At 71.1% G+C, this 13877-nt stretch carries 12 protein-coding genes; 10 read left to right on the plus strand and 2 right to left on the minus strand.

All coding sequences use genetic code 11. The features are described 5' to 3' along the window. Nucleotides 1–72 precede the first annotated feature (72 nt). Nucleotides 73–690, plus strand: coding sequence for a TetR/AcrR family transcriptional regulator (locus tag ACYQ78_RS34485; protein ID WP_459805158.1), 618 nt, complete (start codon nt 73–75; stop codon nt 688–690). Here the strand turns inward: ACYQ78_RS34485 and ACYQ78_RS34490 are convergent. After that, nucleotides 687–1571, minus strand: coding sequence for an SDR family NAD(P)-dependent oxidoreductase (locus ACYQ78_RS34490; protein WP_459805159.1), 885 nt, complete (start codon nt 1569–1571; stop codon nt 687–689). The genes ACYQ78_RS34485 and ACYQ78_RS34490 overlap by 4 nt on opposite strands. 168 nt (nt 1572–1739) lie before the next feature. Here ACYQ78_RS34490 and ACYQ78_RS34495 point away from each other — a divergent pair, with 168 nt between their 5' ends. Genes ACYQ78_RS34495 through ACYQ78_RS34525 form a run of 7 tightly spaced genes read left to right on the plus strand, consistent with a single transcriptional unit; the run spans nt 1740 to nt 9862 of the window. Continuing rightward, on the plus strand, nt 1740–3371 hold the full coding sequence (locus ACYQ78_RS34495) for an ABC transporter substrate-binding protein (RefSeq protein ID WP_459805160.1): 1632 nt from the start codon (nt 1740–1742) through the stop codon (nt 3369–3371). Between the two features lie 6 nt (nt 3372–3377). Continuing rightward, nucleotides 3378–4370 (plus strand): ABC transporter permease, encoded by a 993-nt coding sequence (locus ACYQ78_RS34500; protein WP_459805161.1) that lies wholly within the window; start codon nt 3378–3380, stop codon nt 4368–4370. Further along, the gene (locus ACYQ78_RS34505) at nt 4370–6214 is read left to right on the plus strand and encodes a dipeptide/oligopeptide/nickel ABC transporter permease/ATP-binding protein (RefSeq protein ID WP_459805162.1); all 1845 of its coding nucleotides are present in this window, start codon (nt 4370–4372) and stop codon (nt 6212–6214) included. The genes ACYQ78_RS34500 and ACYQ78_RS34505 overlap by 1 nt, the downstream gene beginning before the upstream one ends. After that, nucleotides 6211–7152: an ABC transporter ATP-binding protein gene (locus ACYQ78_RS34510; RefSeq protein ID WP_459805163.1), complete on the plus strand. Its 942-nt coding sequence runs from the start codon at nt 6211–6213 to the stop codon at nt 7150–7152. The genes ACYQ78_RS34505 and ACYQ78_RS34510 overlap by 4 nt, the downstream gene beginning before the upstream one ends. Next, entirely contained in the window at nt 7149–8285 is a 1137-nt protein-coding gene (locus ACYQ78_RS34515; RefSeq protein WP_459805164.1) for an acetyl-CoA acetyltransferase, read from the plus strand. Before ACYQ78_RS34510 ends, ACYQ78_RS34515 begins: the two co-directional genes overlap by 4 nt. Next, nucleotides 8278–8691, plus strand: a complete 414-nt coding sequence (locus ACYQ78_RS34520; RefSeq protein WP_459805165.1) for a Zn-ribbon domain-containing OB-fold protein — start codon at nt 8278–8280, stop codon at nt 8689–8691. The genes ACYQ78_RS34515 and ACYQ78_RS34520 overlap by 8 nt, the downstream gene beginning before the upstream one ends. After that, nucleotides 8684–9862 (plus strand): CaiB/BaiF CoA transferase family protein, encoded by a 1179-nt coding sequence (locus ACYQ78_RS34525; protein WP_459805166.1) that lies wholly within the window; start codon nt 8684–8686, stop codon nt 9860–9862. Before ACYQ78_RS34520 ends, ACYQ78_RS34525 begins: the two co-directional genes overlap by 8 nt. A gap of 120 nt (nt 9863–9982) precedes the next feature. Here the strand turns inward: ACYQ78_RS34525 and ACYQ78_RS34530 are convergent, their stop codons facing one another. Further along, the gene (locus ACYQ78_RS34530; RefSeq protein ID WP_459805167.1) at nt 9983–10603 is read right to left on the minus strand and encodes a TetR/AcrR family transcriptional regulator; all 621 of its coding nucleotides are present in this window, start codon (nt 10601–10603) and stop codon (nt 9983–9985) included. Between the two features lie 73 nt (nt 10604–10676). Here ACYQ78_RS34530 and ACYQ78_RS34535 point away from each other — a divergent pair, with 73 nt between their 5' ends. After that, nucleotides 10677–12647: a S9 family peptidase gene (locus tag ACYQ78_RS34535; protein WP_459805168.1), complete on the plus strand. Its 1971-nt coding sequence runs from the start codon at nt 10677–10679 to the stop codon at nt 12645–12647. Then, the gene (locus ACYQ78_RS34540) at nt 12644–13870 is read left to right on the plus strand and encodes a metal-dependent hydrolase family protein (RefSeq protein ID WP_459805169.1); all 1227 of its coding nucleotides are present in this window, start codon (nt 12644–12646) and stop codon (nt 13868–13870) included. Before ACYQ78_RS34535 ends, ACYQ78_RS34540 begins: the two co-directional genes overlap by 4 nt. The last annotated feature ends 7 nt before the right edge of the window (nt 13871–13877 follow it).

The raw sequence follows: 13877 nt of genomic DNA on the forward strand, positions 1-13877 counted from the left end.
GTGGCGCTGCCCGCCGGTGCGTCCGCATAGGATGCCCGTGGCAGCCCCCAACCAAGATCGAAAGGGATCCGCATGGGTAAGCGCGCGGGCGGTGCGTCCGATCCCGATCTGCGCGCGAAGCTGGTGGAGCAGGCCGGGGTCATGTTCCGGCTCAACGGGTTCGCCGGCACCAGCGTCGACAAGATCGGCGCCGAGCTCGGCGTCTCGGGTCCGGCGCTCTACTACCACTTCGGGTCGAAGGCCGAGCTGCTGTTCGAGTGCCTGCGGATGCCCATGGTCGAGCAGATCGCCCGCTGCCAGCAGGCCACTCTCGGTGAACCGCCCGAGAAGCAGTTGCCGAAGTTCGTCGAGACCCACGTCCAGTGCGTGCTCGCCCAGCCCTATGTCCGCGAGCTGCGCGGGACCTCGGCGGTGAGCATGGGGGTGCTGGTCGAGTCGCTGCCCCCGCCGCAGCGGCGTGAGGTCCGGGCGCTGATGCACGAACACGTCACCGATCTGAAGCAGATCATCTCGTCGGGCATGGCCGGAGGCGTGTTCCGCACGGTCGAGCCGACGGCGGTGGCGTTCGCGATCCTCGGCATGAGCGACAACGTGATGTGGGTGCGCCCCGACGGCCCGCTCACCAACGACGAGGTCGCCCGGATGTACGGCGAGCTGGCCCTCGCCATGGTCGCCAACACGGGCGGCTAGCCGAGCCAGGCCTCCACGTCGAGCGGCGCGACCAGGCGCGTCGACAGTTCGTCGTCGAGTTTCTCCAGCGTCCAGCGGCCCTCGCTCCACAGTTCGTGGACGATCGCCGGCAGCGACGACACGATCAGGTGTTCACCGGTGATGTGGAAGACCTGGCCGTTGGCCTCGCACTTCTCGGCGGCGAGCCAGGCGACGAGCGGCGAGACGTTGGCCGGGTCCATCTGGTCGAAGCCCTCGGGGGCGGCCGGTTCGTCCAGGTCGGTGATCCTGGTGCGGCCGCCGGGTGAGACCACGTTCGAGCGCACGCCGTAGCGGTGCGCCTCCAGAGCGACGACGCGCGAGAGCGCGAGCACCCCCAGTTTCGCGGTGGCGTAGTTGGCCTGCCCGAAGTTCCCGGCCAGCCCGGACACCGAGCTGGTCATGACGACCGAGGCGTCGGCCGGGTTCCCGGCCTTGGCACGTTCCCGCCAGTAGGCGACGGCGTGCCGCGTGGGGGCGGCATGGCCTTTGAGGTGGACGCGGATCACGTCGTCCCAGTCGGCCTCGGTCATGTTGGCCAGCGACCGGTCGCGGATGATGCCGGCGTTGTTGACCAGGATGTCGAGGTCGCCGAACGTGCCCACGGCGAGCTGGATCAGCGCGGCCGCCTGGAGCCAGTCGGACACGTCGTGGCCACTGGCGACGGCCTGTCCGCCGAGGTCGCGGATCTGCCGCACGACCTCCTGCGCCGGGGTCGGATCGGCGCCGGTCCCGTGGACGTCACCGCCGAGGTCGTTCACGACGACGTTCGCCCCCCGCGCGGCGAGTTCCAGCGCGTGCGCGCGGCCGAGCCCCCGCCCCGCCCCCGTAACGATCGCGGTCCGGCCCCTGAGACGTGTCATCGCGGAATCCACCCTTTGCTTAACGATGGTTAAGATCTGTGCACGATGACGCATGGGGTGCCGATCGGTCAAGAGCCGCAACGTTGCAGGTAGATCGCGTTCACCTCTCGTTTGGGCCATTGACTTCTAACGATCGTTAAGGTTCACTGGCCGCGGCGAGGAGATCGCATGAAAGGCACGCTTATGTCGGTTAAATTCCCGGCTCGACTAGCTGCTGCGGCTGCTGTCGTCACTCTGGCCGGAGCAGCCTGTTCGAGTGGATCGACGGTCACCGAGACCAAGGACGGCGGATCCGCCCCCGCGCCTTCGGGCGGCACGGTCACCGTCCGCATGGGGGCCGCCCCCGACACACTCGACCCCTTCAAGACCGTGACCGGCTCCAGCGGGCCGGTCACCTACTCGACCTACGACACGCTGGTCCAGTTCAACCCGACGACGAAGGAGTACACCGGCGTCGTCGTCGAGTCGTGGGACCTCACCCCCGCGTCGATCAAGTTCAAGGTGAAGCCGGGTGTGACCTGCGCCGACGGCACCAAGTTCCTGCCGAGCGGCATGGCCGCCTCTCTCGAGGCCTACCTGGACCCCAAGACCGGCTCCCCCTACGCGACGCGCTGGCTGGGCAAGGCCCCGCTGACCATCACCCCCGACGACGCGGGTCTCACCCTGACCATCACCGCCGCCAAGCCGTTCGGCGCGCTGCTCTCCGGTCTCAAGATGGTGCCGCTGGTGTGCCCGGCCGGGCTCAAGGACCGGGCGTCGCTGGCCTCGAAGGCGAACGGTTCCGGCCCCTACGAGCTCACGGCCAGCACCCCGGGCATCGCGTACACGCTCAAGCTGCGCGACGACTACACCTGGGGCACGAACGGGTTCAAGCCGGGGGCGCCGGGCGTGCCCTCGACCTTCAACCTGAAGGTCATCGCCAACACGGCCACCGCGGCGAACGAGCTGCTCGCCGGCACCATCGACGTCGCCGACATCGCCGGCGTCGACGTGGAACGGGTGAGCGCCGACAAGTCGATCACTCGCATCGACCTCGCCACCCAGGGCCAGTACGCCGTGGTCGGCAACCAGGAGAAGAGCCGCGTGACGGCCGACCCCGAGGTGCGGCACGCCCTCTACCAGGGAGTCGACCGGAAGGGCCTGCTGCTCGCCATGCTCGGCCCGTCGGGCGGCGAACTGGAGCTGGGCACGAGCGTCATCCCGCCGAACATGCCGGGGTACGACCCGAGCACCGCGTCCCTCGTGCCGCAGTTCTCGGTCGACGGCGCGAAGGCCACGCTGCGGGCCGCCGGCTGGACCGAGTCGGCCGGCAAGTGGACCAAGGACGGGAAGACCCTGAAGGTCCGCATGATCGGCACCGGCGACTGGGGCAACGCGAACGAGCTCCTCGCGTCGCAGATCAAGGCGCTCGGCGTCGAGGTCGATCTCTCCGTCACCGACGGCAACGGATGGCTGGCCGACCTGTCGAGCGGGAACTACGACGTCACGATCTATCCGATCGACGGCTCCGTCGAGGCGCCGAGCGCACTGCTGCCGTTCTACCTCGGCACGCTCCCGCCCGGCGGCTCGAACTTCATCCGGAGCGAGAACGCCGATCTCTCGAAACTCGCCGACGACACGGCCGCCTTGGTCGGGCCGGAGGCGGACAAGGGCTGGGCCACCATCCAGGCGGAGCTGCTGAAGAACTACAGCCTGCTGCCGTGGATGGTGCCGGTCGGGTCCTATTTCACAGCCGCGGGCGTGTCTCTCGACACCAACGGGAGTCCGCTCACCCAGGCGATCCGCCAGACCAAGGGCTGATCGAACGTGGCTGAAGAGGCACCCGAAAGGGTGGCGCGTCTCGGCATCAAGGCGCGCCACCCCTGGCTGGCTTTCCTGCTCGCGCGGGCCGGACGTCTGGCCGTCGTGTGCGCGATGCTGCTCGTCGGCACGTTCCTGATGGTCCGGCTGATGCCCGGCGACCCCGCCGCCCAGATCCTCGGCCTCCAGGCGACGCCGGAGGCCCTGCTGCTCACCCGTGAACGGCTCGGGCTCGACCGGCCGCTGCTGGAGCAGATGTGGTCGTACTGCTGGAACGCCCTGCACCTGGACTTCGGCGACTCGTTCCGCCAGGGGATCCCCGTGCAGGACCTGATCGCCGAGCGGTTCCCGAAGACGCTGGAGCTCGCGGCGGCGGCCACGGTCGTGATGATCGTCGTAGGCTTCGGGATCGGCCTCGTCATGGCCGTGCTGACCCGCGACGGCCGTCGTCCCCGGCTGGACGCCACCTACGGCACCGCGACGGGCGCGCTCAGCGCCATCCCCGACTTCGTGCTGGCGGCGGTGTTCTCGCTGGTCTTCGCGCTGACCCTCGGCTGGTTCCCGGTCGCGGGCGACGAAGGGCTGTCGAGCCTGGTGCTGCCCACCCTCGCGGTGGCCATCCCGAGCATCGGCTTCCTGTCGCGGGTGGTCCGCTCCGAGGCCCTCGACGTGCTGTCGCAGAACTACGTGCGGACCGCGCGGGCCAAGCGGCTGGGCCGGTGGCGGATCTACGTCCGGCACGTCGTCCCGAACGCCGCCTACGGGGGCGTGACCCTCGCGGGCGTCTCGTTCGCCTCGCTCGTGGGCGGCACGGTCGTCGTCGAGCAGATCTTCAACTGGCCCGGCATGGGGTCGGCGCTGACCAGCGCCGTCCTGAACCGGGACTACCCGGTCGTGCAGGCGGGGGTGCTGCTGCTCGGCGCCACCGTCGTGATCGTGAACACCCTCGTCGACGTGCTGCTCGCGGTCGTCGACCCCGGCGCGCTGAGGGAGAGCTGATGCGGAACAAGTACCTACGCGCCCTCGTCACGACGCCCAACGGGGCGATCGGGTCGGTGATCCTCCTGCTGGTGATCGGCGTGGCCGTCGTCGCGCCCTTCGTCTGGACGGAGGTGGCGCAGGCCGAGAACATCAACGACCTCAACCTCGGGATCTCCGCGGAGCACTGGTTCGGCACCGACGGGCTGGGCCGTGACGTCTTCGCCCGCACGATGGTCGCCACGCGGCTGTCGCTGCTGCTGGCCACCGGCGCGGCGGTGGTGGGGGCGGTCCTCGGCTACACCCTCGGCGTCGTGGTCGCCGTGCTGCCCGGTCCGCTGCGGCGGCTGTCCATGGCCGCGATCGACATCTCGCTGAGCTTCCCGGTCATCCTGCTGGCGATCGTGTTCGTCGCGATGTTCGGCGGCGGCGTCCGCAGCACCGTCCTGGCGATCGGGATCTCCTTCGCCCCGCCCCTCGCGCGGCTGGCCAGCAACCTGGCCCTGGCCACCTCGCGCACGGAGTACTTCCAGATCGCGCGGACGCTCGGGGTGCCGGTCCGCACTCTGCTCCCCCGCTACCTGCTGGCCAACATCGCCGAACCGCTGCTGCTGACGTTCTTCTACGCCCTCGGCACCGCGCTGCTCGCCGTCTCGGCGCTGTCGTTCCTGGGCATCGGCGTGCAGCCGCCCACGTTCGACTGGGGCGTCCTGCTCGTCAACGGCTTCAATCTCCTGTACGTCCAGCCGGTCGCCGCGCTGGCCCCGGCGGGCATGATCGTCGTCACCGGCATCGGTCTGGCCCTCGTCGGAGAGGCATTGGCTCGGGCGGTCAACCCCCGGCTCGCCACGTCCGCCGCGAAGGCGCAGAAGAAGGCGCCCGCCACCGCCACCGAGGCCGACGCCGAGCCGGTGCCCGACGACGTCGTCCTCGACGTCCGGGGGCTGCGGGTCGCCTTCGACACCCCGTGGGGCGAGACGGTGCCCGTACGCGGCATCGACCTGCGGATCCACAAGGGAGAGGTGCTCGGCCTGGTCGGCGAGTCGGGCTCGGGGAAGAGCCTGACCGCGCTGGCCGTCGCCGGGCTGGCCCCCGCCAACGCGCGGGTGACGACCGGCCGCTACCGCTTCCTCGGCCAGGAAGGGCTCGGCTCCCGGAAGATCGGGCAGCGGCTCGCCATGGTCTTCCAGGATCCGGCGACGTCGCTCAACCCGGCCATGCGGATCGGCGCGCAGATGACCGAGGCCGTCAGGGCCGGTGGCACCGGCCGCCGCGAGGCTCTGGAACGCGCGGTCGACCGGCTCTCGGACGTGCGCATCCCGGCGCCCAGAGGCCGGCTGCGCGACTTCGCGAGTCAGCTGTCCGGCGGCCAGCGGCAGCGCGTGATGATCGCGATGGGCCTGATGACCGAACCGGCGCTCATCGTGGCCGACGAACCCACCACGGCGCTCGACGTGACCGTCCAGGCACAGATCCTTTCCGTGCTCCGGGACGTCAACGTGCGCGACGGCGCGGCGGTGCTGCTGATCAGCCATGACATGTCGGTGATCGCGCAGATGTGCTCCAAGGTCGCCGTCATGTACGCCGGATCCATCGTCGAATACGGCGACACGGCCGACGTGGTCCACCGGCCGCAGCACCCCTACACCCAGGCGCTGCTCGGGTCGGTCGTCACGCTCGACCACTCCCCCGAAGGCGAGGCGCCGCCTCCCGCGGTCGGCAGGAGCGTGCCCGGCGGGTGCGCCTACCTGGCCCGATGTCCGCTCGCCTCCGATCGGTGCGCCGAGGAGGCGCCGCCGCTCCGGTCGAGCCCGGCCAACGAGGTCGCCTGCTGGAACGTGGCCACCAAGGAGCAGTTGGTATGACAGCGCTCGAAGTGACGGACCTGCGGGTCCAGTACGGCCGGGGCGCGCGGGCCGTCCGCGCGGTCGACGGCGTCAGCCTGTCGGTCGCCTCCGGCGGCACGCTCGGGCTCGTCGGCGAGTCGGGCTGCGGCAAGTCGACGATCGCCCGCGCGCTGGTCGGGCTGGCCCGGGGCACCTTCACCCGGCTGGTCGTGGCCGACGCCGAGTTCGGAAGCTGGTCGAAACCGGCCCAGGCGCAGGTGCGCAAACACGTGCAGTTCATCACCCAGGACCCGTCGTCGGCCTTCAACCCCCGGTCGACCATCGGCGCCTCCATCTCCGAGGTGCGTCCGACGCGGACCCCCGCCGAGCTGCTCGACCTGGTCGCGCTCGACCCCGGGCTCGCGCGGCGCTATCCGCACGAGCTCTCGGGCGGGCAGCTCCAGCGCGCGTCCATCGCGCGGGCGCTGGCCGCCGGGCCGAGCGTGCTGATCGCCGACGAGATCACCTCGGCGCTCGACGTCGGCGTGCAGGCCGGGATCCTGCGGCTGCTGGCCGACCTGCGGAAGGAACTGGCGCTGTCGGTCGTGTTCATCTCGCACAACCTCGCGGTGACCAGGCACATCAGCGACCAGGTCGCCGTCATGTACCTGGGGCGGATCGTGGAGGCGGGCGGCGCGGAGGACGTGCTGATGCGGCCGCGGCATCCGTACACCCGGGCGCTCGTCGACTCCGTGCCCCGGCTGAAGGCCGGGGCACCGCTGAAGCTGCCGATCCAGTCGGAGCCGCCCGACCCGCGGCTCCCGCCCCGGGGGTGCCGCTTCCACCCGCGCTGCCCGGTGGGGATCCAGGCGCACCCGGAGCGGACCGACTGCGTCGAGCACGACCCCGGCACCATCACGACGTCGGCGAGCGACGCCGCCTGCCACTACGCACTCGACGGGAAGACCCACGCATGACCGCCGCCTACATCGCGGGCGTCGCCGAGACACCGCTCGGCAAGGTGACCGACCAGACGGAACTGTCGATGGTCGCGCTGGCCGCCAAGGAGGCGCTCGGCGAGGCCGGCCTGAGTTTCGCCGACGTGGACGGGCTGTTCGTCAACTACATGGGCGAGGAGGGGACCGTCCAGGTCGGGGAGTATCTCGGCATCGAGCCGAGGGTGGCCGACTCCAGCGATCTGGGCGGGGCCGCCTTCGAGGCGTTCGTCCACCACGCGATGCTCGCCGTGTCGGCGGGTGAGTGCGAGGTCGCGCTGATCGCCTACGCGTCGCGGCAGCGCAGCCGCCGCAACCGCCGCCCTCCACTGGCCGACGCGGCCTCGCTGACCGCGCAGTTCGAGCATCCCTACGGGCTCCCCGCCCCGATCGGGCACTACGCGCTGATCGCGGCCCGCCACATGGCCCAGTTCGGCACCACGCCCGAGCAGCTCGCGCGGGTCGCCGTGGCAGCGCGCAAATGGGCGGCGCTGAACCCGAAGGCGTGGATCAGAACCCCGCTGACCGTGGACGACGTGCTCGCCTCCCCGCTGCTGGCCGACCCGCTGCACACACTCGACTGCTGCCTGGTCACCGACGGCGGCGGGGCAGTGATCGTCACGACGCCCGAGCGGGCCCGCGACGCCGCCAAACCCGCCGTCCGGGTGCTCGGGGTCGGGCAGAGCCACACCCACTGGCACATCGACCAGATGCCCGACCTCACGGTGAGCGCCGGGGTGAAGTCGGGCCGGGCGGCGTTCCGGATGGCCGGGGTCGGGCCCGCCGACGTCGACGTGCTGGAGACCTACGACTCGTTCACCATCACCGTCATCAAGGCGCTGGAGGACCTGGGCTTCTGCGAGCCCGGTGAGGGCGGGCCGTTCGTGGAGGGCGGGCGGCTCGAACCCGGCGGGGCGCTGCCCTCGCTGACGTCGGGGGGCGGGCTGTCGTACAACCACCCGGGTGCGCTCGGGGTGCTCCTGCTCGTCGAGGCGGTGCGCCAGCTGCGCGGCGAGGCGGGCGACCGGCAGGTCGCCGGGGCCGAGATCGCGGTGGCCCACGGCGTCGGCGGCTTCTTCTCGACCTCTTCGACGGTGGTGCTCGGACGTGACTGACCTCGACTACGGCGATCCCCTGTCCCGCCCGTTCTGGGCCGGGGCCCGCGACCGGCGGCTCGTCCTGCAACGCTGCGCCGACTGCGGCCGGTGGCAGCACTATCCCCGGCCGCTGTGCCTCGGGTGTGAGTCGACCGCGCTGGAGTCGGTGCCCGCGAGCGGTCTCGGCACCATCTATTCCTGTACGACCGTGCGCATCCCCGCGAGGCCCGACCTCGAACCGCCCTACATCGCGGCCATCGTCGAACTGGACGAGGGCCCGAGGATGCTCACCAACATCGCGGCCGACGCCGCCCGGATCGGCGACCGGGTGCGCGTCGGCTGGCGCGACCGCGAGGACGCGCCACCCCTGCCGATCTTCACAGTGGAGGCTTCGGCGAACGCCTCGGTGGACTCCGATGCGTGAGCCGCGGCCCTCGGCCGGGCCTCTCGCGGGAACCGTCGTGGTCGAGCTGGCCGGGATCGGGCCCGGCCCTTTCGCGACCATGCTTCTCGCCGACCTGGGAGCCGACGTCATCCGCGTCGACCGCATCGGGCCCGGCGGACCACGGTCGCGGTGGAGCAGCAGGAAGGATGTGGTCAACCGGGGCAAAAGGTCGATCGCGGTGGACCTCAAGAACCCCGACGGGCGGGATCTCGTGCTCGATCTGGTCGAGCGCGCGGACGTGCTCGTCGAGGGGTTCCGGCCCGGGGTGGCCGAGCGGCTGGGGCTGGGGCCTCGGGATTGCGCCACCCGCAATCCCCGGCTGGTCTACTCCCGGATGACCGGGTGGGGCCAGGACGGCCCGTTGTCGCAGGTCGCCGGGCATGACATCGGTTATCTGGCGCTCACCGGGGCGTTGTGGGGGTTCGGCCGCGCCGACGAGGCGCCGTCGGCGCCGCTCAACCTGGTCGCCGACTACGCCGGTGGTTCGCTGTTCCTCGTCATGGGCACCCTCGCGGCGCTCCTGGAGGCGCGGACCAGCGGGCACGGCCAGGTGGTCGACGCGGCGATGGTCGACGGCGTCAGCGTGCTCACCACGATGATCACGGCGCTGTCGGAGATGGGGGTGTGGGACCCGGCCCGCCGTGGGAGCAACCCCTTCGACTCCGCCGCCCCCTACTACGACGTCTACGAGTGCGCCGACGGCAAGTGGATCGCCGTCGGCCCGCTGGAACCGCACTTCTTCGCCGAACTGGTCCGCCTCACCGGCTTCCGCCGGGGCCGCGACGACCGCTTCATCCAGCCCTCACCCGCCGCGTGGCCCGACCACAAGAAGGAGTGGGCGGCACTCTGGCTGACCAGGACCAGGGACGAGTGGGCCGCCATGCTCGGGAGCACCGACGCCTGCGTGCAACCGGTCCTCGACTGGCAGGAACGCACCCGCCACCCGCACCTGGTGGCACGCGGCACCTACGTCGAGTACGACGGCATCACCCAGCCCGCCCCCGCGCCACGTCTGTCGCGCACACCCCTGTCGATCTCGGGCCCCGCGCCCTACCCCGGAGAACACACCCGCGAGATCGCCGAAACGCTCGGCGTGAAGGAGGACAGGCTTGAAGCGCTCATCGCGGCAGGCGCGGTGAGCATGGGATGAGCTCGCCAGGTCCGCAGGGACACGGGCCGATCGCCGCGGTGAGCGAAGGGCAGACAGGGCGCGCAACCGGGCCTGCGCAGGAGACCCGCCTGGCGTTGCAGTGATCTTCGGTGGGGCCGGTCAGCCCTTTCCCGACCACAGGCTCGCCGCCGCGTAGCCGAAGAACTCGCCGCGCGGCTCGCCGGTCTGCACCCGAGCCAGGGCCAGGCCGCCGAGGCTGGCGGCCAGGACCCGGGCCAGGTCGAGGGCCGGTAGGGGGAACTCCTCGCCCGAGGCCGTGGCGTATTCGGTCAGTTCGTCGGCGAGTTCCTGGATCATCGCGGCGTAGCGCTTCTTCTCCGCCTCCACAACGGCGGCGTCGCCGCGGGCGGTCATGCGCAGCTCCATCGACAGGTCGAGGGCCGTGTTGGTCGTCGGCTGGTTCGTCAGTTCGGACCACTGGCGGCCGTAGGCCTCCAGCGCTTCGGCCATGGGCGTGCCCTTGGTGGCCACGTCGGCCAGCCGGGGCAGGCGGCTGATCTCGTCGAAGGCCTGCATGAAGAGCTGGCGCTTGCCGCCGAAGATCGAGTAGATCGAGCCGGTCGTGACCCCGGCACGCTCGGCCACCGCCTCCACCGACGTGGCCAGATAGCCGCGCTCCCCCGCGATCTCACGGACCGCGGCGATCAGCGCGGCCCGCGTGGCCGCCTTGGCCGCGGACCTGGCCGGCCACTTGGCCGAGGTGGACGTCGAATCGCTCATCTCGCGGCACCCCTTGATAAGTTCCGTAACTTCACTACGATAACTCCATTATAGCCTCTGGATGTGAGGATCCATGACGCGCTCGATCAACCCTGAAGACCTGTTCCGCCTGCGGTTCCTGGTCGGCGCCACCCTGTCGCCCGACGGCACCCGCGTGGTCTACGCGCAGACCCGAGTTGACGCGGAGGCAAGTGTCGAACACGTCGACCTCCATCTGCTGGACGTGGCTCACGGTACCTCGGTACGGCTCACCCACAGCGACTGTGTCAACACCGCCCCGGCCTTCTCGCCCGACGGCACGCAGGTCGCGTTCCTGTCCACCCGCTCCGGCAGGCCCCAGCTCTGGCTGCTCCCCCTCGCTGGCGGCGAGGCCCGCCAGGTCACCGACCTGGCGCAGGGCGTGGGCGGCGCCCCGGTGTTCTCCCCCGACGGCACCAAGATCGCTTTCACGGCCGGTCCGCCCGGCCCGCCCCGCGACCCGGGCATCCCCTACCGGGTGACCCGCACCATCTGGCGCCAGGACGGGATCGGCCTGGTCGACGACGCGCTCCAGGACATCCACATCCTCGATCTCACCACCGGCGACGAGCCCCGGCGGCTCACCTCCGACGGCTGGTTCAACGCCAACCCGAAGTGGCACCCCGACGGTGAGTCGCTCGTGTACGTCGCCGCGCACAAGCCCGGCGGCACCCGGCCCGACTCGCGCCTCCACCTGATCACCCTCGACGGCCAGGTCACCGACGTCACCGGCACCGACGGCGAACTCACCATCTTCATGCACACCGTCAGCCGCGACGGCAGGGTCGTCTACGTGACCAACTACGAGGGCGGCACGAAGGCGGGCGTCCGCTCACCGCTCTACGTCGTCGACCCGGCCACCGGCCGGCGCGAGGCCCGGGCCACCGACGTCCCCGGTCACCTCATCGGCCTGATGCAGAACGACAGCCCGTCGGCCGGGTTCGTCCCCGGCCGCATCATCCTCACCGAAGACGGGGGCTCGGCCCTGGTGCAGGCGCAGTCCAACGGCGCCATCTCGATCATCCGGGTGCCGCTCTCGGGCCCCGACGAGCACGAGGTCCTGGTGTCCGGCGAGCGGGTCTGCACCCCCATCGCGGCGGCCGGCGGCACGGTGCTGTTCGCCGCCTTCGGCTTCACCGAGCCGGGCGACTTCCACACCGTCGACCCCGACGGCGCCAACGAGCGCCGGATCACCCGCTTCAACGAAGAGGTGCTGGCCGAGCTCACGCTGCCGGTCGTCCAGCGGATGACCTTCCCGAGCAAGGACGGCGCGGAGGTGGAGGGCTGGTTCCTCAGCCCGGCCGACGCCGAGGGTCCGGTGCCCACGGTCATGCTGATCCACGGCGGCCCGCACGCCGCCTGGGGCCACACCTTCGGCTTCGAGGCGCTGATGTTCAACGGCGCCGGTTACGGCGTGATCGAGATCAACCACCGCGCCTCGACCGGCTACGGCGACGACTTCGCCACCGCGATCACCGGCGACTGGGGCAACCTCGACTACGCCGACCTGATGGCCGGCGTGGACCACGCCATCGAGCTGGGCCTGGCCGACCCCGACCGGCTGGGCGTGGCCGGAATCTCCGGCGGCGGCAACCTGACCGGCTGGATCATCGGCCACACCGACCGGTTCAAGGCGGCCTGCCCGGAGAACCCGGTGTTCAACTGGATCAGCTTCTACGGCACGAGCGACGTCGGCGCCTGGATGGGCGACATCGAGCTCGGCGGTCCCCCGTTCGAGCTGCTCGACACCTACGCACGCTGCTCGCCGCTGGCCTACGCCCTCCACTGCACGACGCCGACGCTGTTCCTCCAGCACGAGAACGACTACCGCTGCCCGGCCGAGCAGACCGACCAGTTCTACACCGCTCTGAAGATCATCGGCGTGCCGACCGAGATGCTGCGCTTCCCCGGCTCCAGCCACGGCGGCTCGGTCATCGGCCCGATCGGCCACCGCCGGGCCCAGAACGACGCCCTGCTCGACTGGATGAGCCGCTACGTACTCGGCAAGGAAGAGGTCAACGCATGAGCGCCTCCCTGCGCACCGTCTTCACCGGCGGGAACGTCTTCGACGGAACCGGTGCCGCGCCCGGCCCGGCCGACGTCGCCGTCCAGGACGGCCGGATCGTCGAGGTGGGCCCCGGGCTCGACGGTGACCTCGCGGTCGACCTGACCGGCCGGACCCTCCTGCCCGGGTTCATCGACTGCCACGTGCACGTGACGCTGGAATCCGTCGACACGATGACCCTGTTCCAGCAGCCCTACGGCTACGGGCACTACATCGCCGCCGACAACCTCCGCAAGATGCTGGCGATCGGCATCACCAGCGCGCGGGACGCCGGCGGCGCCAGCCCGGCCGTGAAGCAGGCCCTGCTCGACGGGCGGATCGTGGGCCCGCGGCTGCTGATCGCGATCCAGATGCTGAGCCAGAGCGGCGGGCACAGCGACGGCTGGATGCCGTCGGGGCAGTGCATGGGCTCGCTCGGCGCCGGGCTCGTGCCGGGCATCGGCAGCAGCGTGGTCGACGGCGTCGAGGAGATGCGGCAGCGGGTGCGCGAGCTGATCCGCGCGGGCGCCGACCAGATCAAGATCGCGACCTCCGGCGGCGTCCTGTCCCCGCGCAGCAACCCCCGGCACGCCAAGCTGACGCCGGAGGAGATCCGGGTGGCGGTGCTGGAGGCCCAGGCGGCGGACATCCCGGTGATGGCGCACGCCCAGGGGACCGAGGGCATCAAGAACGCCGTCAGAGCGGGTGTGCGGTCCATCGAGCACGGCATCTACCTCGACGAGGAGGCCGTCGACCTGATGCTCGAACACGGCACCTACCTCGTGCCGACGCTGCTGGCACCGCACAGCGTGATCGAGGCCACCGAGAACGGGGCCACCCTCACCGACGCCTCCCGGCGCAAGGTGCACGAGATCATCACCCACCACCAACGCTCCTTCAAGCTCGCGGTCGAGGCGGGCGTCCGCGTCGCGATGGGCACCGACGCGGTCGGCTTCCCGCACGGCCGGAACCTGGAGGAGCTGCAGCTCATGGCCGCGGCCGGGATGCCCTCGGCCGACGTGCTGAAGGCGACCACGAGCGCGGCCGCGCGCCTGCTCGGGATCGACGGGGACGTCGGCACGATCGAGGTGGGCAAGCAGGCGGACCTGGTGGTCGTGGCGGGGAACCCGCTCGACTTCACCGGGCTGACCGAGCGGATCCGCGCGGTCTACCAGGCGGGCGAGCTCGTCGTCTCGCACGACTGACGCCGGC

The organism is Herbidospora sp. RD11066, assembly GCF_054661255.1.

Excerpts from the sequence above, each read along its gene's own strand:
- ACYQ78_RS34485 (WP_459805158.1), top strand. The coding sequence starts at position 73 with ATGGGTAAGCGCGCGGGCGGTGCGTCCGATCCCGATCTGCGCGCGAAG.
- ACYQ78_RS34490 (WP_459805159.1), bottom strand. The coding sequence starts at position 1,571 with ATGACACGTCTCAGGGGCCGGACCGCGATCGTTACGGGGGCGGGGCGG.
- ACYQ78_RS34495 (WP_459805160.1), top strand. The coding sequence starts at position 1,740 with ATGAAAGGCACGCTTATGTCGGTTAAATTCCCGGCTCGACTAGCTGCT.
- ACYQ78_RS34505 (WP_459805162.1), top strand. The coding sequence starts at position 4,370 with ATGCGGAACAAGTACCTACGCGCCCTCGTCACGACGCCCAACGGGGCG.
- ACYQ78_RS34510 (WP_459805163.1), top strand. The coding sequence starts at position 6,211 with ATGACAGCGCTCGAAGTGACGGACCTGCGGGTCCAGTACGGCCGGGGC.
- ACYQ78_RS34515 (WP_459805164.1), top strand. The coding sequence starts at position 7,149 with ATGACCGCCGCCTACATCGCGGGCGTCGCCGAGACACCGCTCGGCAAG.
- ACYQ78_RS34525 (WP_459805166.1), top strand. The coding sequence starts at position 8,684 with ATGCGTGAGCCGCGGCCCTCGGCCGGGCCTCTCGCGGGAACCGTCGTG.
- ACYQ78_RS34530 (WP_459805167.1), bottom strand. The coding sequence starts at position 10,603 with ATGAGCGATTCGACGTCCACCTCGGCCAAGTGGCCGGCCAGGTCCGCG.
- ACYQ78_RS34535 (WP_459805168.1), top strand. The coding sequence starts at position 10,677 with ATGACGCGCTCGATCAACCCTGAAGACCTGTTCCGCCTGCGGTTCCTG.
- ACYQ78_RS34540 (WP_459805169.1), top strand. The coding sequence starts at position 12,644 with ATGAGCGCCTCCCTGCGCACCGTCTTCACCGGCGGGAACGTCTTCGAC.